Annotated in this window: 17 protein-coding genes; 7 read left to right on the top strand and 10 right to left on the bottom strand. The window is 64.1% G+C overall.

Annotation, left to right across the window (positions count from 1 at the left end; all coding sequences use genetic code 11):
* Positions 1 to 25 precede the first annotated feature (25 nt).
* The 4 genes from yddG to L6D80_RS05920 all read left to right on the top strand — a co-directional run bounded on the left by yddG (position 26) and on the right by L6D80_RS05920 (position 6873).
* Positions 26 to 922, top strand: a complete 897-nt coding sequence (gene yddG, locus L6D80_RS05935; protein ID WP_176512920.1) for an aromatic amino acid DMT transporter YddG — start codon at positions 26 to 28, stop codon at positions 920 to 922.
* An 85-nt stretch (positions 923 to 1007) separates the two neighbouring features.
* Entirely contained in the window at positions 1008 to 3074 is a 2067-nt protein-coding gene (treS, locus tag L6D80_RS05930; RefSeq protein WP_054901591.1) for a maltose alpha-D-glucosyltransferase, read from the top strand.
* Between the two features lie 96 nt (positions 3075 to 3170).
* Positions 3171 to 6155, top strand: coding sequence for an autotransporter family protein (locus L6D80_RS05925; RefSeq protein WP_176512919.1), 2985 nt, complete (start codon positions 3171 to 3173; stop codon positions 6153 to 6155).
* An 88-nt stretch (positions 6156 to 6243) separates the two neighbouring features.
* Entirely contained in the window at positions 6244 to 6873 is a 630-nt protein-coding gene (locus L6D80_RS05920; protein ID WP_176512918.1) for a riboflavin synthase subunit alpha, read from the top strand.
* 9 nt (positions 6874 to 6882) lie between these two features.
* Here the strand turns inward: L6D80_RS05920 and L6D80_RS05915 are convergent, their stop codons facing one another.
* The 4 genes from L6D80_RS05915 to hemB all read right to left on the bottom strand — a co-directional run bounded on the left by L6D80_RS05915 (position 6883) and on the right by hemB (position 11190).
* Complete coding sequence (locus L6D80_RS05915) at positions 6883 to 7587, bottom strand: SDR family oxidoreductase (RefSeq protein ID WP_054901589.1); 705 nt, start codon at positions 7585 to 7587, stop codon at positions 6883 to 6885.
* An 84-nt stretch (positions 7588 to 7671) separates the two neighbouring features.
* Positions 7672 to 8586, bottom strand: a complete 915-nt coding sequence (locus L6D80_RS05910) for a LysR substrate-binding domain-containing protein (protein WP_176512917.1) — start codon at positions 8584 to 8586, stop codon at positions 7672 to 7674.
* A gap of 33 nt (positions 8587 to 8619) precedes the next feature.
* Entirely contained in the window at positions 8620 to 10122 is a 1503-nt protein-coding gene (proP, locus tag L6D80_RS05905; protein WP_054901587.1) for a glycine betaine/L-proline transporter ProP, read from the bottom strand.
* A 93-nt stretch (positions 10123 to 10215) separates the two neighbouring features.
* The gene (hemB, locus tag L6D80_RS05900) at positions 10216 to 11190 is read right to left on the bottom strand and encodes a porphobilinogen synthase (RefSeq protein ID WP_176512916.1); all 975 of its coding nucleotides are present in this window, start codon (positions 11188 to 11190) and stop codon (positions 10216 to 10218) included.
* Positions 11191 to 11457: 267 nt separating this feature from the next.
* Between hemB and L6D80_RS05895 the strand changes: the two genes are divergently transcribed.
* Positions 11458 to 12000, top strand: coding sequence for a WYL domain-containing protein (locus L6D80_RS05895; protein ID WP_054901585.1), 543 nt, complete (start codon positions 11458 to 11460; stop codon positions 11998 to 12000).
* Positions 12001 to 12007: 7 nt separating this feature from the next.
* Here the strand turns inward: L6D80_RS05895 and L6D80_RS05890 are convergent, their stop codons facing one another.
* From L6D80_RS05890 to codB, 5 genes are all read right to left on the bottom strand, one after another.
* Entirely contained in the window at positions 12008 to 12742 is a 735-nt protein-coding gene (locus L6D80_RS05890; protein WP_176512915.1) for a hypothetical protein, read from the bottom strand.
* Between the two features lie 77 nt (positions 12743 to 12819).
* Positions 12820 to 13563 carry a sulfite exporter TauE/SafE family protein gene (locus L6D80_RS05885; protein ID WP_054901583.1) on the bottom strand — a complete coding sequence of 248 codons (744 nt, stop codon included), beginning with the start codon at positions 13561 to 13563 and terminating at the stop codon, positions 12820 to 12822.
* Between the two features lie 123 nt (positions 13564 to 13686).
* Positions 13687 to 14928: a cytosine deaminase gene (codA, locus tag L6D80_RS05880; RefSeq protein ID WP_054901582.1), complete on the bottom strand. Its 1242-nt coding sequence runs from the start codon at positions 14926 to 14928 to the stop codon at positions 13687 to 13689.
* Between the two features lie 4 nt (positions 14929 to 14932).
* Entirely contained in the window at positions 14933 to 16150 is a 1218-nt protein-coding gene (locus tag L6D80_RS05875) for a PucR family transcriptional regulator (RefSeq protein WP_176512914.1), read from the bottom strand.
* Complete coding sequence (gene codB / locus L6D80_RS05870) at positions 16147 to 17412, bottom strand: cytosine permease (protein WP_054901580.1); 1266 nt, start codon at positions 17410 to 17412, stop codon at positions 16147 to 16149. Before codB ends, L6D80_RS05875 begins: the two co-directional genes overlap by 4 nt.
* A gap of 328 nt (positions 17413 to 17740) precedes the next feature.
* Here codB and L6D80_RS05865 point away from each other — a divergent pair, with 328 nt between their 5' ends.
* Together L6D80_RS05865 and L6D80_RS05860 are read left to right on the top strand one after the other, a co-directional pair.
* Positions 17741 to 18058, top strand: a complete 318-nt coding sequence (locus L6D80_RS05865) for a DUF2388 domain-containing protein (RefSeq protein WP_054901579.1) — start codon at positions 17741 to 17743, stop codon at positions 18056 to 18058.
* A gap of 111 nt (positions 18059 to 18169) precedes the next feature.
* Positions 18170 to 19402: a M20/M25/M40 family metallo-hydrolase gene (locus L6D80_RS05860; protein WP_176512913.1), complete on the top strand. Its 1233-nt coding sequence runs from the start codon at positions 18170 to 18172 to the stop codon at positions 19400 to 19402.
* Positions 19403 to 19437: 35 nt separating this feature from the next.
* Here the strand turns inward: L6D80_RS05860 and glcC are convergent, their stop codons facing one another.
* Positions 19438 to 20202 (bottom strand): transcriptional regulator GlcC, encoded by a 765-nt coding sequence (gene glcC, locus L6D80_RS05855; protein WP_176512912.1) that lies wholly within the window; start codon positions 20200 to 20202, stop codon positions 19438 to 19440.
* Positions 20203 to 20219 lie beyond the last annotated feature (17 nt).

Raw genomic sequence — 20219 nt, 5'->3', positions numbered from 1 at the left:
AAAGTCCCAGACACTGGAGCACCCCATGCGCATCACCAGCGGCCCTGCCGCCACCGCCTGCGGCCTGGCGGCGATCCTGCTGTGGAGCACGGCCAGCGGCCTGATCCGCAGTGTCAGCGAGCACTTTGGCCCGGTGGGCGGCGCCGCACTGATCTACACCCTGGGGGCCGCCCTGCTGGTCATGCTGTTAGGCCGACCCCGCCTGCGCCAGGCGTCGCGGTTCTATTTGGTAACAGGCTCCGCACTGTTCGTCGCCTACGAAATCTGCCTGTGCCTGGCGCTGGGCTATGCCGTCAGCCGCACCCAGGCCATTGAGCTGGTGGTGGTCAACTACCTGTGGCCAAGCCTGACGATACTGCTGGCGATCGCCATGAACCGCCAGCCCGCCCGCTGGATCATCGTCCCCGGCACCGCCATCGCCCTGCTGGGCATTCTCTGGGTGGTGAGCACCGACGGCCTGTCGCTGGCGGGTATCCGCGAAAATATCACCTCCAACCCGCTCAGCTATGGGCTGGCGGCAACCTGCGCGATCACCTTCGCCCTGTACTGCAACGTGACCCGTCGCTACGCCAATGGCCAGAGCCATGTGGTGCTGTTCTTCGTGCTGACCGCCGCCGTCCTTTGGCTGCAGTACCTGGTAAGCAACGAGACGCTGCCGCCCTTCTCCCTGCGCCATGGCCTGGAGTTGCTGGCGGCGGCTGTGGGCATGGCCGGCGGATACGCGTTGTGGAACATCGGCATCCTGCGCGGCAACCTGACGTTGATGGCAACGGCCTCCTATTTTGCCCCAGTGTTGTCCTCGGCCTTTGCCGCCGCGTGGCTCGGTGCACAGTTGGGTCTGCAGTTCTGGCAAGGTGCGCTGCTGGTTACAGCCGGGTCGCTGCTGTGCTGGCAGGCCACCCGCCAGCGCGGTGAAGGGTGAGGGTTGGTATGTGTCTTTAGCCGAACGTTCCGTCGCCAATGCCGTCATAACCTGAGCCGGTGCCGACACGCAGAGAGGACGCGACATGACCCAACCAGACCCGTCATACGTCAAATGGCTCGAAGACCGCTCCATGCTCAAGGCCTCGCAGGAGCGGGCCCGCCTCTATTCTGGCCAGTCGCGCCTGTGGCTCAACCCCTATGCCGAGGCACAGCCGCGCCGCGCCACTGAAATCGCCTCGGTGTGGCTGACCGTCTACCCCGATGCCATCATCGCCCCCGAAGGGTGCTCGGTACTGGACGCGCTGGGTCATCAAACCTTGTGGAAGCGCCTGTCTGAAATCGGCGTGCAAGGTATCCATACCGGCCCTATCAAGCAGTCCGGCGGCGTGCGTGGACGGGAGTACACCCCCAGCGTCGACGGCAATTTCGACCGCATCAGCTTCGACATCGACCCGCTTTACGGCACCGAGCAGGCGCTGGTGCAGATGAGCCGCATGGCTGCTGCACACAACGCGGTGACCATCGACGACCTGATCCCCTCGCACACTGGCAAAGGCACGGATTTTCGCCTGGCCGAACTGGCCCACGGCGCCTACCCCGGCCTCTACCACATGGTCGAGATCCGTGAGGAAGACTGGCCGCTGCTGCCCGACGTGCCTGCTGGCCGGGATGCCGTCAACCTGCTGCCGGCGCAGTGCGATGAGCTCAAGGCGCACCATTACATCGTCGGGCAGTTGCAACGGGTGATCTTCTTCGAGCCGGGGGTCAAGGAAACCGACTGGAGCGTGACCCCGCCGATCACCGGGGTCGACGGCAAGACCCGGCGCTGGGTCTACCTGCACTATTTCAAGGAAGGCCAACCGTCACTCAACTGGCTTGACCCAAGCTTTGCCGCCCAGCAGATGATCATCGGCGATGCCCTGCATGCGCTGGACTGCCTGGGTGCACGCGGCCTGCGCCTGGATGCCAACGGGTTTCTCGGCGTAGAGACCCGCGCAAGCGGTACCGCCTGGTCCGAGAGCCATCCGTTGTCGATCGTCGGCAACCAGCTGATTGGCGGCATGATCCGCAAGGCCGGCGGTTTCAGCTTCCAGGAGCTGAACCTGACGCTGGACGACATCGCGCAGATGTCCAAGGGCGGGGCCGACCTGTCCTATGACTTCATCACGCGCCCGGCCTACCAGCACGCATTGCTGACAGGCGATACCGAATTCCTGCGCCTGATGCTCAAAGAGATGCACAGTTTCGGCATCGACCCGGCGTCCTTGATCCATGCCCTGCAGAACCACGACGAACTTACCGTCGAGTTGGTGCACTTCTGGACCCTGCACGCCCATGACATGTACCTGTACAAAGGCCAGACCTTGCCCGGCAGCATCCTGCGCGAGCATATCCGCGAGGAAATCTATGAACGCCTGTCTGGCGAGCATGCACCTTACAACCTGCGCTTCGTCACCAACGGCATTTCGTGCACCACCGCCAGCCTGATCACGGCGGCGCTGGGTATTCGCGACCTGGAGGCCATCGGTGCGACAGACATCGAACTGATCCAGAAAGTGCACCTGCTGCTGGTCATGTACAACGCCATGCAACCCGGTGTAGTCGCGCTATCGGGTTGGGACCTGGTCGGTGCCCTACCGCTGCCGGCCGAGGCGGTGGCAGAAAAGATGGTCGATGGCGACACCCGCTGGATCCACCGCGGGGGCTACGACCTGGCAGGGCTCGCCCCACAAGCCGAGGCCTCGGTACGTGGCATGCCGCGGGCCCGTTCGCTGTATGGCAGCCTCGACAGCCAACTGGAAAACAGCGATTCGTTCGCCAGCAAGGTGAAAAAACTCCTCGCCGTGCGCCAGGCCTATGGCATTGCCACCAGCCGCCAGGTGCTGGTGCCGGAGGTCAGTAGCCCCGGCTTACTGGTGATGGTGCACGAGCTGCCGGCTGGGCGCGGCATACAAATCAGCGCGCTGAACTTTGGTCAGGAGGTGATTGCCGAGCAGCTACAACTGACAGGTTTCACGCCTGGGCCCGTGGTGGACATGATCAACGAAACGGTCGAAGGTGACCTCACCGAAGACGGCCGGCTGATGGTCAACCTGGACCCTTACGAGGCACTGTGCCTGAGGATCGTGAACAGCAGCGGGCATGTGTAAGGCCTCACGGCCTCTTCGCTGGCGGAACAGGCTCCATGAAACCGTAATATCCGATAGCCATATTGAGCGCCCCTGAACACTCACCATGGTCGCTCAATGCCGTTCACGCCCAACCGACTGGCCCTGTGCATCGCACTGGCCTGCGCCGCCCTCGCCCCTGCCGTTCTGGCCAAGGACTATCTGATCGACAGCGCCACCACCGGCACGCTGGAACTGAAAAAGTCGGACACCCTTGAGGTGGCCTCCACGGGCAGTATCGTGGCCGGTGACGACGATGGTGTGATCCTGCCCAAACACACCAGCGGTGCCACCGTCAGCGTGGACAACGCCGGCCTCATCCGCTCCACCGACGGCCGCGGCATCGATTCCAAGAGTGACGGCGAAGACCTCAGCCACTTTGTCATCAGCAACCAGGCCGGTGCGCTGATCCAGGGCACCAATGACGGCCTGCGCCTGCAGACCAACCCGCTGGCGGGCGGCAGCCTGAAGATCATCAACGCGGGCACCATCGAGTCCACCGTCGACGGCCAGGCCATCGACCTGGAATCCCTCAACAACCCTGCCTTCACCACGACCCTGCTCAACCAGGCCGGTGGCGTCATCCACGCGGTGGGTAACGATGCGATCAAGACCGGCTCCAACGCCACGATAACCAACTACGGGCTGATCTACACCGACACCGCACCACAGGACAAGAACGGCCTCGATCAGAAGTACGACGGCATCAAGATCGGCACCTCGACCGGCGTCACCGTGCACAACTACGGCACCATCAGCGCCGACCGCCACGGTGTCGACCTGAAGACCGATGCCACCCTGTACAACTACGAGGGCGCCAGTATCACCGGCCGCAACGGCTCGGGCTTTGGCTCCGATGGCAGCGGTACGGTGTACAACTACGGCACCATCACGGGCGCCATCGCCGACGGCAAGGTCAATGGCGACGGCGATGGCGTCGACATCGACCTGGTCGGCCACGTGTACAACGCCGGGACCATCCAGGGCCTGGGCGCCAAAGGCGTCGACAGCGGCGGCAGGCCCAACGGCAGTGAGGGCATCGCCATGGGTGGCGGCAGCATCGTCAACACCGCAAGCGGGCTGATCCGCAGCGTCGACAACGGCGTCCTGGTCGACGACGGTGCCGAGGGGGCCGGCGTGGCTGCCACCTACATCGACAACGCCGGCCGTATCGAAGGCGAAGGTGGCTTCGGCGTCAAGTTGATCGGCGAGTACGACGACACCGTGATCAACCGAGGCACCATCAGCGGTGGCAATGGCCTGGCCCTGAGCATGGGGGCAGGCAACGACCACCTGGTGGTCGCGACCGGTGGTGTGTTCAAAGGGCTGGTCGATGGCGGCGCGGGTATCGACAGCGTCACCCTGGACGGTACTGGCAGCTTCGGCAACAGCCGCAACTTCGAAACGTTACGTGTGACTGGCGGCAGTTGGACCCTGAGCAGTGTCGACGACTTCAGCCAGGGGGGTGTGGTGGCCAGCGGCGCGACGCTGATCAACCAAGGCAGCATCCTTGGCCAGATACAGGTCGATCAAGGGGCTCTCTACGCCGGCGGCGGCGCAGTCGGTGGCCTGCGCGTCGACGGCACGCTGCTGACCAATACCGACCTGGGCGTGGCGCAGGTCAAGGGCGACCTGACGTTTGGCCAAGGCGCGAGCCTGGTGTACGGGGTAAATGCCGATGGCAGCAGCGCCCCCATCAGCGTCAGTGGCGTGGCAAACCTGACCGGCGCCACGCTGCGCGTGCAGCCGAGCCCAGGCGAATATCCATGGCAGAGCCAGTACACCGTACTCACTGCCGGTACCGTCAACGGTACCTTTGCCCAGGTCAGCAGCGACTATGCCTTCCTCACCCCCTCCCTGGCCTACGCCAGCAACGCAGTGACCTTGGCCTACCGCCGCAACGACATTGCCTTCGAACACTATGCCCACAGCGGCAACGGCGCCGCCGCGGCCCGCAGCCTGGATAGCCTCGCCCCGGACAGCAGGCTGTACAACGCCGTGCTCGGCACCAGCGCCAGCAGCGCCGGCCATGCCATCGAACAACTGGCCGGCAGCAACACCGCCAACCTCGCGGCGGCCACGTTGGCTGCGACCACCCAGGTCGGCAGCAGCATGCTTGGCGCGATGCAATCGATGGGCAGCAACGCTGGCCTGCAGGTCGGCCTGAATGACAGTGACAGCCCTGCCCTGGCCGCCACCGGCGTGCCGCGTGAGGCGCGCAACCTCAATGACCCGAACGCCCAAGGGCGGGTCTGGGCGCAGGCGTTGGGCAGTTACGGCAAGATCGATGGCAGCCAGGGTGCCAGCGCCCTGGAGCAGCGTACCGGCGGTGGCGTACTCGGTATCGACTGGGCGCTGGGCGGTGAATGGCGCCTGGGCGTGCTGGGCGGTTATTCGCGCACGCGCCTGGACAGCACCGGCCTGGATGGCAGCGTGCGCAGCTGGCACGCCGGGGTGTACGCCCAGCGCCAGAGCGGCCCGCTGGCACTGCGTCTGGGCGCGGCGTACAGCAGCCATGACGGCGACAGCAAACGCAACGTGGCCTTCAGCGACTTCGAAGAGCGCCTCAAGGGTGATTACGATGCCGACAGCCAGCAGGCCTTCGTTGAGCTGGGTTATGCCTTGGGCAATGGCCGCCTGAGCGCCGAGCCGTTCGCCACCCTGGGCTACCAGCGTTACCACCGCGACAGCTATCGGGAAACAGGCGGTGATGCGGCCCTGGCCGTGGATGCCGATACCCAGCACAACTTCAGCAGCACCTTTGGCTTGCGCGTGGCGCACCTGGGGCAGTTGGACAACGGCATGAGTTTGACACCGCGGGCGACGCTGGGTTGGCGCCATACCTATGGCAGCATCGACACCCGTACACGCCAGGCATTTCTGGCGGGTGGGGATGCGTTCAGTGTCGAAGGCAGCGCAATCGACCGTGACAGCCTGGTGGCCGAAGCGGGGGTGGACCTGGGTCTGAGTGCGCGGCAGACCATTGGCGTGGGTTACAGCGGCGAGTTGGGCAACAACAGCCATAACCATGCCGTGGTCGGGCAGTGGCAACTGAAGTTCTAGCGGCATCACCACCTGGCGCCGCTTGCATTCCCGGGCTCACGGGCATAGTTTGCGAAAGCTTATGTTTCCAGAGCCCAGGAGCACTTCCATGTACACCGGCATCGTCCAGGCCGTTCGCCCTCTGCTTGATGTGGCCACCTACCCGGGCCACAACCAGTTCACCATCGACCTTACCCCCGAGCTGCTCGATGAGCTGAAGATCGGCGCCAGCGTCAGTGTCGAAGGCACCTGCCTGTCGGTCACCGAAATCAACGGGTCTCAGGTCAAGTTCGACGCCATGACCGCCACCCTGGAACGCACCAACCTGCGCTTCTTCCAGGCGGGCCAGGGCGTCAACATCGAGCGCTCGGCGAAGATGAACGCCGAAGTCGGCGGCCACCTGATGGCCGGCCACATCGCCACCACCGCCGAGATCGTTGAGTTGTCGATCAAGGAGACCGGGGCTTTCATCACGTTCCGCATGCCACCGGCGTGGGCCAAGTACGTGTTCCCCCGCGGCTTCCTGGGCGTCAACGGCTGCAGCCTGACCGTCGCCGACGTGGACGACACGCTGATTACCATCAACCTGATACCCGAAACCCTGCGCCAGACGACCTTCGCCGGCTACAAGGCCGGCGAGCTGATCAACATCGAAGTGGACCACCAGACCATGGTGCTGGTCGACGTGGTGGAACGCACCCTCAAAGGCACGCTGGCCCGTGAGAAGCTGTTGCCCTGAACAACCGGGTCAGACGCTGCGGGTAATGCCGCCGTCGACCTTGATGTTCTGCCCGGTGATATACGCCGCCCCCTCGCTGGCCAGGAATGCCACGGTGGCCGCGATTTCCTCGCGGGTGCCGTAGCGCTTGAGCGGTACGCTGTCGCGGCGTTCGTCGGTGGCTGGGAGGCTGTCGATCCAGCCCGGCAGCACATTGTTGATACGGATGTTGTCGCCGGCATACGTGTCCGCGAAGATCTTGCTGAACGCCGCCAGCCCCGCCCGAAACACCGCCGAGGTAGGGAACAGTTCGCTTGGTTCGAACGCCCACGCGGTGGAAATGTTGATGATCGCCCCGCCCTGCTGGCGCTGCATGATCGGCGTGACCAGGCGGGCCGGACGGATGACGTTGAGCAAATAGGTTTCCATGCCCTGGTGCCAGTCTTCGTCGCTGAGCTCCAGGATCGGCGCACGCGGGCCGTGGCCGGCGCTGTTGACCAGTACATCGACGCGCCCCCATTTGGCAACCACGGCCTCGACCAGGCGCTGGATATCGTCATTTGACTGGTTGCTGCCGGTGACCCCGATCCCATCCAGTTCCTTGGCCAGCGCCTCCCCTTTGCCCGAGGACGACAGGATACCGACCTTGAAGCCGTCGGCGGCCAGACGCCTGGCTGCCGCTGCGCCCATACCGCTACCGCCCGCGATCACGATTGCTACCTTTTCAACTGCCATGAGGCCCCCTTGTCGAGCTCAGTGTGCATGGATGATGGGTTCAGCCTAGCACCAGGGGGCACGGTGCAGAGAGCCACTCACACTTCAATCACTCGATAGAAAATCTATTGGCTGCTGCGCCTGCTCGATCAACCAGGCACGCACAGTCGCCAGCGCGGGTGGCTGGTAGGCATTGCGCGGCCACACCAGGTAAAAGGCTTGGTCCAGGCGCAGTTCGTGGTCGAAGGCCAGCGCCAGGCGCCCTGCCGCGATGTCGCTCTGGACGAAATAGTAACTGGCCAACGCCAGCCCCTGGCCCGCAATGGCCGCATCGATGGCCAGTGCGGTCTGGTTGAAGCGGACATTGCGCGCCGGTGCCTGCAGCAGCTGCTGGAACACATCGCTGATGAAGTCTGGCCAGAAGTTGTGGGCGTCATGCAGCAAGGTGTAGCGCTGCAATTGCTGCAGGTCGTGGGGCGCCCCCGAAGCTTGCAACAATGCAGGGCTACCGACGGCAACGATGCGCTGCTGGAGAAAGAGTTCGGTGTTGAGTGCCGGGCCAAACGGCGGCCGCCCATAGCGCACGGCAATGTCCACGCCCTCCGGGCGAAACTGTGACAAGCGGTCGGTGGCCAGCACCTGCAGGTCGATGCCCTGATGCTGCGCGGTGAACGACGACAACCGCGGGATCAGCCACTTCGCGGCAAAGGTCGGGGTGACACTGACCGTCAGCTGCGCGCCATCTGGCCTGAGTGCCTGGGTCGCACTGCTGATCAGGGCAAAGGCGCTGCGGATGTCGCTGCTGTAGCGCTGGCCGGCACCGGTGAGGCTCAGGCCCCTGGGCAGCCGTTCGAACAGCTTGATGCCCAAGTTCGCCTCGAGCCCGCGGACCTGTTGCGCCACGGCAGCCTGGGTAACCCCCAGTTCGTCCGCCGCCAGGCGGAAGTTGAGGTGCCGCGCCACCACCTCGAACACCCGCAGGGCATTGAGTGGCGGCAGCGCGGAAAAACCCTCGGCCATCTCGTTAATCTACTGAGTGAACAAGCCCACAGCTTACTCGATCCGCGGATGTTGCTGCACCAGCAGCTTGCGCTTGGCCTCCAGGTCAGCGATCTGTTCGTCGATATCCTCGATCTTCTGCTCGATGTTGTCGTGATGCTCCTGCAGCAGCTCACGGGCCTCGTCGATGTCCGACGCGGCAGGCGCAGCACCGCGCAGGGGCTTGTTGGCGGTTTCTTTCATGGTCAACCCGGTGATCAGGCCGACTGCTGCAATCACCATCAGGTAGTAAGCGGGCATGTACAGGTCGCCGGTACTTTCCACCAGCCAGGCGGCGAGGGTCGGCGTAAGGCCAGCGATCAGCACCGAGATGTTGAAAGCACTGGCCAGGGCGCTGTAGCGGATGTGAGTGGGGAACATCGCCGGCAACGTCGAGGCCATCACACCGATGAAGAAGTTGAGCAGCACGGCGATGATCAGCAGACCGGCGAAAATCACCCCGAGCTTGCCGCTGTTGATCAGCATGAAGGCCGGGATCGCCAGGGCGAACAGGCCGACGCTGCCGACGATGATGAATGGCCGGCGGCCCCATTTGTCACTGAGCAGGCCGATAATCGGCTGCACGAACAACATGCCGACCATGATCGCGATGATGATCAGCACACCGTGGTCTTCGCTGTAGTGCAGGTTGTGCGACAGATAGCTGGGCATGTAGGTGAGCAGCATGTAGTAGGTGACGTTGGTGGCGATCACCACACCGATGCAGGTGATCAGGCTGCGCCAATGCTGGGTGGCGACCTCCTTGAACGACACCTTCGGCCCCGATGCCAGGCCCTCGCGGTCACCCTGCTCAAGCTTGTCGACGTGCTGCTGGAATGCCGGAGTCTCCTCCAGCGCATGGCGCAGGTAAAGGCCGATGATGCCCAGTGGCAAGGCCAGGAAGAATGGCAGGCGCCAGCCCCACTCAAGGAACTTCTCCTCGCCCATGATGGTGGAAATCAGCACCACCACGCCTGCCCCCAACACGAAACCGGCGATCGAACCGAAGTCCAGCCAACTGCCCAAAAAGCCTCGCTTACGGTCCGGTGCGTACTCGGCGACGAAAATCGACGCACCGGTGTACTCGCCACCCACCGAGAAGCCCTGGGCCATTTTTGCCAACAACAGCAAGATCGGCGCCCAGATACCGATCGAGGCGTAGGACGGTATCAGGCCGATGGCAAAGGTGCTGAGCGACATGATGACGATGGTCGCGGCGAGGATTTTCTGTCGTCCGAATTTGTCACCCAGGGCGCCGAAGAACAGGCCACCCAAGGGCCGAATCAGGAAAGGTACCGAGAAGGTAGCCAGCGCTGCGATCATCTGCACGCTGGGGTCGGCATTAGGGAAAAACACCTTGCCCAGCGCGTAGGCGACGAAGCCATAGACGCCAAAGTCGAACCATTCCATGGCGTTGCCCAGCGCAGCGGCGGTGATCGCCTTGCGCATCTTGGCATCGTCGACGATGGTGATATCTTTCAAGCCGATGGGCTTGACGGTTTTCTTGCGTGATTTCATCCCAGTGTCCCTGTAGCTGTGGCTCCTTGGCATCAGATACACAGGGACACTAAATAATTCCACGCTCAACGATTTCTCGCGTGTTTTTTGCCGTCAGATGCCTTCGCGTGCAAGGTCCATGGCGAAATAGGTCAGGATCAAGTCGGCGCCTGCCCGCTTGATCGCACCGATGCTTTCACGCACCACCCGGCCTTCGTCGATGGCACCGGCCAGGCCGCCGAACTTGATCATGGCGTACTCGCCACTGACCTGGTACGCGGCCAGTGGCAGGCGCGACGCCGCGCGGATGTCGGCGATCACGTCGAGGTAGGCGCCGGCCGGCTTGACCATCAGCACATCAGCCCCCTCCTGCTCGTCGAGCAGCGATTCGCGCACCGCTTCACGGCGGTTCATCGGGTTCATCTGGTAGCTCTTGCGATCACCCTTGAGCGCCGTGCCGCCCGCTTCGCGGAATGGGCCATACAGCGACGAGGCGAACTTGGTCGAATAGGCCATGATTGCGGTGTCATGGAAGCCTGCGGCGTCCAGTGCGCCACGGATCGCCTGGACCTGCCCGTCCATGGCGGCCGACGGCGCGATAAAGTCGGCACCGGCGGCGGCGGCAACCACGGCCTGCCTGCCAAGGTTGGCGAGGGTGGCGTCGTTGTCCACGCCATGGTCGTGCAGCACACCGCAATGGCCGTGGCTGGTGTATTCGCAGAAGCAGGTGTCGGACATCACCACCATTTCCGGCACGCTGTCCTTGCAAATACGCGCCATGCGCGCAACCAGGCCGTTTTCGTTCCAGGTGTCGCTGCCGGTGGCATCCAGGTTGTGGGAAACGCCGAAGGTCATTACCGACTTGATCCCGGCGCGGGCATAGCGCTCGATTTCCTGGGCCAGCAGTTTTTCGGGGATGCGGTTGACCCCCGGCATGCTGGTGATCGGCACGAAGTCATCGATGCCCTCCTCGACGAAGATCGGCAGGATCAGGTCTTCGAGGCGGAACTCCGTCTCCTGGAAGATGGTGCGCAGGGACTCGTTCTGACGCAGGCGGCGGGGGCGGACGGAAGGGAAACGGTTGGACATGGAAGCTCCAGGGAACATGGACGGCGTACACCATATGCCTGTTGGGCCGCAGTGAAAAGGCCGGATATCGAGATAGTCTATTGCAGGTGCCGTGGTAGCGGCGGATTGCCGCCGTGCGGCGGGCCTTGCGCGTCACAACGACGCACAGGCGCTGCAGGCTGGCTCGGCTAAAACTTGGATCCGATCCACTGAAAGCGTTATGCTCTGCGCAATAGCTATATGCCATCACTCAGGCGCGCCGTGCGCCTGGCCTCAAGGACGAGCCCTTTGCCAAGCAACCCTACCCGCCACACCATCGCCCGCCAGTGGCAACTGCTCAAGTTGCTGCCCGACCGTCACCCCGGCATGAGCACTGCGCAGCTGCAGATGGCACTGGCCTGCGCTGGCTACAAGACCAGCAAGCGCACGGTCGAGCGTGACCTCAACGAACTGGCGGCGCTGTTCCCGGTGCATTGCAACAACAAGGGCATGCCCTATGGCTGGTACTGGCAGCCGGGCTTGAGCTTTGCCCAGGCCCAGCGCCTGCAACCGGATGCACTGACCCCTGCGCAAAAGATCGAACTGCGTGCCTGGGTGGACGACGGCCTGGCCCGGCGGCTTCAGGAGCAGCCGCTGTCCGACGACATGCGCCTGGCCGCCCAAGACACGGGCGGTGCGACACTCGATGCGACCGTCGATGACAGCCGTGCGCTGATGGGCTGGCTGCTGTCCCAGGCCGCTTCCATCCGTATCCAGGCCCCTGAGACATTGCGCGCCGCCTTGCTCGCGCAGCTACGCCAGAGCCTGGCCCTGCATGAGGGTGGTCATTGAACCGTCGTCACTCGGGCAACGCTGACGCACGCCGCCGCCCAAGGCAGGCATACCCGAGGCCCAGCACGCTCAGCAGCAACCCGCACAGCACGATCATCAGCTCACGGCTATAGCGCGCCACCCACGCCGGGAAACCGGCGAACTCGCGGTACACCCTGACATCAGCCACGCCATCGGCATGGCTGATGCTGATACCGCCCTGGCGGATCTGCGAATAGTCCGCGTCAAAGTACACCCAGACCTTGCACTCCCCGCCCTGCTCGATGGCGGGGATCTCCACAGCAGGCGTCGAGGCTTCGTAGAGGGTGTCGTTGCCTGCCGCATCGCGGACCTGCACAAGGCCCTTGGCCGGGAGGCGAATCCTGACCTCGCGCACCTCGGTGTCGCCGGTGTTGCGCAGGTCGATCAGCAAGCCGGTACGGTGATCCACCAAGCCGGCCTCGAAGGGTTTGGCGAACAGCTGGGCATACGGTGCCTGGGCCAGATCGATCAGCCTGTCGACCTGCTCCTGGTTCAACACCCCTTGGCTGATGCTGTTGATTCGCGGCTGCAGCCGCTCGTATTTGAGCTGCTCGCTGGCCTTGCTGATGCGTTCGCTGAATTGGCTCGGGTACGTGAGGTAGGCGTAGGTGAGGGAGGCTTCCAGACGTGCGTTGTCCTTGAGCACCACATAGGCCAGCAGCATGAGCATCATGCCAAGCAACAGGGCCACGAGGAGTTTCCCGACTTTGTCCCAACTCAACGGTTTGTTCCTTCTATTGCGCCATGGACAGTTGAAGGGCCCAAAGGGTGCCAAGTTCGACGCCCGCAGGCAAGCATTCAGCGACCCAGCAAGGCAGGCACGGATGCCGTCAGCATGGCAATGCCCGAAAACGTCAGCAACCCCAACACCACCCTGCGAAACGTCAGTTCGCTGATGCCCAGGTACAGCCGTGTGCCCAACAGGGCCGGCAGCGCCATGGCCAGCAGTACGACCGCGAACGAGGGCAGCATGTCGCGGCTGACCACGCCCGTGCCCAAGTAGGTGAGCATGGTCACCAGCAGCATCGACAGGTTGAAGTTCTGAATCACCGCACGCTGGGTATCGCGTTCGAACCCGCGCAAGGTACACCACAGTGTAGGCACTGTGCCGGTAAAGCCACCGATTCCGCCCAGTGCCCCGCCGAGCATGCCCACAGCGCCGTCGGCCAGGCGGTTGCCCGGCAGCCGCGGCAAGCGCGGCGCCAGCAGCATCAACGGGCACCAGAGCACCAGCAGGGTGCCGAACACAGCCTTGAACCAGAGCATGTCCAGGTACGGCAGCACCCACACCCCCAAGGGAATGCCGGCCAGGCCGCCCAGCACGAACGGCCATAGCAACGGCCAGCTAAAGCCGCGCCGCACGCTGAAGACTGCAATGAGCTGGCCGGTGAGACTGCCGAACACAGTGAGCGACGCAGCCAGGCGCGGCTCCAGCCCCCAGGCCCAGAAGGACATGGCAACCATGCCGAAGGCGAAACCGGAAAGGCCCTGGACAAAACCGGCAACGACAGCGCCGAGGGCGATGAGGTAGAACGAATCCATACGTGCTTGTCAGCCTGGCTTGATCAACGGCTTACCATGCCAGAGCCCACGGCGGATGTCTGCCGGTAATCGCCCTGTCGCCGGCTTATCGGTGGCAGGGCCGCTCATCGGCAGACGAAACGGTCAGCCAAAGCGCTCGATTCGCGCCGGTGTGCGCCGCATCAGCACCTTGCCATGGCGCACCGACACCCACGCATGCCCCTGGCTGCGGACCATCTCATAGTCATCCGGTGCCGACAGCAGCAGCAGGTTGGCCGGGCGGCCGACTTCGATCCCGTAGCGCTCGCCCAGGTTGAGGGTGCGCGCACTGTTGTCGGTGATCAGGTCCAGGCAACGTTGCAAGTCCTCGTAACCCAGCATGTGGCAGATATGCAGCCCCGCCTCGAGGATGCGCAGGATGTTGCCATTGCCCAACGGGTACCAGGGGTCGACGATCGAGTCCTGGCCGAAGCAGACGTTCATCCCCGCCCGGTCGATCTCGGCCACGCGGGTCAGCCCCCGCCGTTTCGGGTAGGTGTCGAAGCGCCCTTGCAGGTGGATGCTCTCCGTCGGGCACGAGACAAAATTGATGCCGGACATCTTCAACAGGCGGAACAGCTTGGAGCAGTAGGCATTGTCATACGAGCCCATGGCCGTGGTATGACTCGCCGTCACCCGCGCGCCCATGCCCCGCACGCGTGCTTCTTCGGCCAGCACCTCGAGGAATCGTGACTGCGGGTCGTCGGTTTCGTCGCAGTGCACGTCCACCAGGCAGCCGGTACGCTCGGCCAGCTCCATCAGGAACTTCACCGACGACACGCCTTGGTCACGGGTGTTCTCAAAATGCGGAATACCCCCGACCACATCGGCGCCCATGGCCACCGCCTCGGTCATCAGCGCCCGCCCGTTGGCGTACGACTCGATGCCTTCCTGAGGGAAGGCGACGATCTGCAGGTCGATCAGGTCGCGTACCTCCTCGCGCACCTCCACCATCGCCTTGAGTGCGGTGAGCGTGGGATCGGTCACATCGACGTGGGTGCGTACATGCTGGATGCCATGGTCCACCAGCATGTCAATGGTCTTTTTGGAGCGGACCTTGATGTCATCGTGGGTGGTGAGCGCCTTGCGTTCGGCCCAGCGTTCGATGCCCTCGAACAAGGTGCCACTCATGTTCCACTTCGGCTCGCCGGCGGTCAGGGTGGCATCGAGGTGAATGTGCGGCTCGACGAAAGGGGGCACCACCAGGTTCTGCTGGGCGTCAAGGTCACCGTCGGTACCGGGTGCCGCCACCGCAGCCTGAGGCTTGATGGCGGCGATACGCTCACCGTCCAGCTCGATGCGAAACAGGCCGGCCTTGCCGCGCAGGCGTGCATTGATGATGTTCATGGTGTTACTCCTTGCCTTGGGCTTCGGTCATGCGCCATATCAGCATAGCGACCGCAGCGTTCATGCGAAAAAGCGGATCGTCAAGGGACTGCCCACTCAGTTGCTCGATGCGTTGCATCCGTTGGTTGATGGTGTTGCGGTGCACACCCAGGCGCTGCCCGGCCTTGAGGCCATTGCCGTTCTCCTTGAGCAGCGCATCGAGGGTGTGCAACAGGGCGTCGGGCTGCTTGCGCCCCGGGGCGCGCAGCGGGCCGAGGGTCTGAGCGACGAAGTCGTCGAGCAGCGAGCGGTCGACGATGCCTTGCAACAAGCGCAGCACGCCCAGCTCGCTGAAGTCGCACAGGCCCGTGGCAGGGCGCAAGTTCTGGGCCACCTCCAGGGCCTGGCGGGCCTGGTTGAGGGCCTGACGGTACTGGGCGCAGTCCTCGGCAATGCCCGACAGCCCCATGTACAGCTCCATCTCCCCCGCCACCGCGAGCAGATGCCGGTGCAGCCCGACCAGCGCCGTGCGCAGGTCCGGGACATCCGGCAACAGCAGTACGAACAGGTCTCCCGCCAACTGCGCCGTCACCGCCGCGGGTCGGCCACGGCACCAACCCTCAAGCTGGTCTTCCAAGCGTTGCCGGGTACCTTGCCACAGGCGCTCGCCTTCGCTCAGGCCATGCCGCTTGAACAGCCCCTCCACCGCCGACAAGCGCAACGCCACCAGGCGTCGCGGCCCTTGCAGGTCCAGCTGCGCATGCGCCGCCCGCTGCCGGGCTATGGCCAGGCTTGGATAGTCACCCGTCAGCAGCTGGCCGAGGATGTCGTTACGCGAGCGACGCACCTGGGTCGTCTGCACCAGGGCCGTGCCGATCACGTGGGTGACCACGACCATTTTCAGGGCGTAAGGCTGTTCGATCAGGGGCAGACCCAACTGCTCGGCACGGTCGACCACTGCAGGCGGTATCCCCTGGATGAAGCTGCCGCCGGTGAGGATCACCATGCCGGCGATGCCCGCCGCGTCGCCATCGTCCAGCAGGCTCAGCAGGTTGCCCTCGCCACGGGGATGGTTGATGCCGGTGACGAACACCAGTTCACCGCCCATCACCCACTCGGCGAGGCCTTCGTTCTCTGCCACATAAGGCCAACGCACCCGCCGCTGCAGGTTGCGCGCAGCAGCCCGCACGGTCATCTCCTGCAAGCCCGGCAGGCGCAGAATGTCTTCCAGGGCCAGGCTCACGGCTCGCCCCGTGCCTGGCCCAGCGCCTGGTACCGACCACTGAGCTCCAGCAGCAGGATATAACACAGCGCCGAGGCGCTTATGCCCACCAGGGGCGCCACCCACGGCGAGGCATAGGCCAGCACCGCACCCACTGCATAGGCGAACAGTCCCCTGAGGTTGTAACGCGGCAAGCGGGCCGTCGCCAACGCCGGGTACTTGCCCCGATGCCGGTACCAGAAGTCCGCCATGATCACCCCGCCCACCGGGGGAATGATCGAGCCCAGCAGCACCAGGAACGGAATCAGCAGCTCGTACATGCCACCGATGGCCAACACGATACCCACACCGGCCGCCAGTAAGGTTGCCGTGCGCCGCCGCTCGCTGCGCAGCAGGTGACAGGCCGCCGCGGCAACGTTGTAGATGGTCGGCCCCTGGATGGTCCACAGGTTCAGGCAGAGCATCACCACCGCCGCGAACGACAACCCCTGCAGCACCATGACTTCGACGATATCGGCCTGCTGATAGACCATCGCACACCAGGCCCCGGCCACCACCATCAGTCCGTTACCCAGCAGAAACGCCACCACGCTGGCGGTCACCGCCACACGCCCGCTGCGCGACAGGCGTGTCCAGTTGGTCGCCTGGGTGGCACCACTGGCGAAGGTGCCGAAGACCATGGTCACTGCCGCAGAAAAGGTCAGGGTTTCATGCGGCACCAGCGCCGCCAGCTGCTGCAGGCCACCGGCGTCGCGGGTGGCGATGACCATGGAAACGATCAGCAGCGCGAACATCAATGGCACCGAGACCCGCGACAGCACGTCCAGACCCTTGAAGCCAACGATTGCGGTGATACTGAACCCCAGCCCGAACAGCACCATCAACGGTACCGTAAAGCCCTCGGCCAGCCCCAACAGCTTGACCAGCACGATGGCCACGGTGGCGGTGCCCCAGGCATACCAGCCAAGCTCGGCAAAACCCAGTAGAAAGTCCGACAGGCGACTGCCCGCTTCACCGAAACAGAAGCGGCCCATGAGCACAGTATTGAGCCCGCTGCGTGAAGCGATGAACGCCAACGCCGCGGCATACAGGGCCAGCAATGTGTTGCCGAGGGTGGCGACCCACAACATGTCAGTGAAGCTGAAGGCCATGCCCAGCCTGCCCCCGGCGAACATCGTGCCGGTGAAGAAGGTGAAGCTGAACAGGACCATGGCGATCGGCAACAGGCCCTTGCGGGCGTGCCGGGGCGCTTCGCACAGGGGGAATTCGGAGGGTGAGCTCATTATCAGGTGCTCCGGGTTGAAGATGGAGCAGCATGAGCAATATGCGGGCCGCTTTTCAGCGGGCCGCAGGGGGCAAAAAAGCAGGCACTCAGCCCAGCCAGAAGCGTGCAGATTGCACAGAAGACAACGTCGTACTGGCCCCCACCTGTGCTCAGTGACTCAATTTGAAGCCACCGTGCACCAAAGCGGAACGCTGCTGGGTAGTTTTCACCCAGGCAGTGCAAGGACGCGACGAGCGCGCTGCGCTATCGGGAACTACCGGCACGTGCGCACCCTCTTAAGCATGAGTGGTTATTTCCTTGGGCTTCACGCTATTGGAGAACACGACATGCGCCACCTATTCCTCGCCCCTGCCCTGCTGCTCCTGCTGCCAGCCGGTGCTGCCCTGGCCCGCGTCGATGCGGGCGACGTCGCCACCTCGGCCGGGGTCTCCGCGTCGCTGTATTCGACGTTCAAAGACGACAAACGGATCATCCCTGCACGTGACGAGCTTTCTGCCTTCGTCGCCAGTGGCGGTGCCATTCGGGGTGCGTATGTGGAGTCGGCGCTGGAACAAGTCCGCAAGGACCATCCTGGCCTGCAGGCCAACGATGAAGAACTGGCGCGCGCCATCTTGTCCCAGGATGACCCCGTGGCTGACCACTGAGGGCGTCGCCGCCCATTCGCGAGCGTGATGCGCGGGTGGGCCGCCCAGGACTGCGCAAGGAGGGTGGTAACGGTCTAGGCTCATGAGTTCGACCCCTACAAGGAAGATCTCATGCCATTGCCCCGCCCTCCCCACGCCATTGCCCTGGCGCTCTTGGTTGCCTGCACCCAGGCAACCGCAGCCGAACCTTCCGCCCAGGCCCTGTTCAAACAGGCCGAGGGCGAGCAGGCGGCGTACCTGGACACCCTCAAGGCTCTGGTCTCGGTGGACACCGGTACCGGCACCGAGGCGGGCCTGACACAGATCAGCGCCGAGCTGGTCAAACGCCTCAAGGCATTGGGCGCAGAAGTCCAGACCCACCCTGCCACACCCTCCGTGGGCGACAACATCGTCGGCACGTTCAAAGGCACCGGCAGCAAGGACTTTTTGCTGATGGTGCACTACGACACCGTGTTCGGGCCCGGCACCGTGGCCAAGCGGCCGTTTCGCGTCGACGGCCCGCGCGCCTATGGCCCAGGCGTTGCGGACGCCAAGGGCGGCGTGGCGATGATCCTGCATGCGCTCAAGCTCCTGCAGGCTGAGCAGTTCACGGGTTACCGCACAATCACCGTGCTGTTCAACCCTGACGAGGAAATGGGCTCGGCGGGCTCCAAGCAGATCATCGCCGAGCTGGCTCGCAAGCATGACTACGTATTTTCCTACGAGCCACCAGACAAGGACGCCGTGACGGTGGCCACCAACGGCATCAACCGCCTCAAGCTCGAGGTCAAGGGCCGAGCCTCGCACGCAGGCTCTGCGCCCGAGCAAGGGCGCAACGCGCTCATCGAACTGGCCCACCAACTGCTCCAGCTCAAGGACCTGGGCGATGCCAGCAAAGGCACCACAGTGAACTGGACCTTGGCCAAGGCCGGTGAAAAGGCCAACATCATCCCGGCCTTGGCCACGGCCGAAGCAGACATGCGCTATTCGGACCTGGGTGAAACCGATCGGGTACAGGCTGATGCCCAGCGTATCGTGAACAAGCAGCTGGTAGCCGATACCCACGTCACCGTCACTGTTGAAAAAGGCCGCCCGCCGCTGGCGCGCAACGATGCCTCAACGAAATTGGCACAAACCGCGCAGCAGCTCTATGCCGAGGTCGGCCACACGATCGAGCCGATTGCCATGCGCTTCGGCACCGATGCTGGATATGCCTACGTCCCGGACAACGCCAAGCCGGCGGTACTGGAGACGCTGGGTGTGGTCGGGGCTGGGTTGCATGGGGACGATGAATACATCGAGCTGGCCAGCGTGGCGCCGCGGCTGTACCTAACCGTGGCGATGATCAGGCATCTGGCACAGTGACGTAGGGTCTGCAGCGGCCCCTTCGCGGGGCCTCGTCACCCCCATCCATCCATGCGCATCGTCGCCCGCACCAAGCGCTGCTCTTCCTGCTCGATCTCGCGCAAACTGTCGCGAATCCCGTTGATATGCTCGCGGGCCGCCCGCTGCGCCTGCTCTGGCAACTGCTCCATCACAGCGCGGTAAAGCCGCGCGTGCTGCCGGTCGATCTGGCGCTTCTGCGCCGGGCGGCAGTACAGGTTGTTGACCGAAGCGAACACCGTGCTCAAGGTCAGATCACTGAGCGATTGCAACGTGTGCACCAGCACGGGGTTGTGCGAGGCCTCGCTGATGGCCCGGTGGAACGCGTGGTCGCGCCGGGCATGCTCGCGGGGGTCGAGCATGTCGCCAGAGGCGTGGGCGGCAAGCATCTCTTCGTAGCGGCGCCGGATCAGCAAGCGGTCCACTTCCGTAGCGCGCAGGGCCGCCAGGCGCGCAGACTCGGCCTCAAGCAATGCACGCACCTCGAGCAGGTCGAACAGTGTGCGAGGTTGTGAGCCGAACAGGTGCATCAACGGTGTGTTGCCCGCTTGCCCGGTCAGGTCGGCGACGAACGAGCCGCGCCCCTGCTCGGTGTCGATGATGCCGCGCCCGCGCAGAATGCGCAGGCCTTCGCGCAGCGCCGAGCGCGAACAACCGAGTTTTTCCACCAGCCGCCGCTCCGAAGGTAACGCCTGGCCTACCTTGAGGACGCCTTCGACGATCAAGCGCTCCACCCGCTCAGCCACCTGATCGGCGACCTTCGCCTTGCCTTGCGCACCCATACAACACCTCAACTGGT

It is taken from the genome of Pseudomonas ceruminis (assembly GCF_021602025.1).
Taxonomy (GTDB): domain Bacteria; phylum Pseudomonadota; class Gammaproteobacteria; order Pseudomonadales; family Pseudomonadaceae; genus Aquipseudomonas; species Aquipseudomonas ceruminis.
This window is presented reverse-complemented; position numbering and strand designations above follow the sequence as displayed.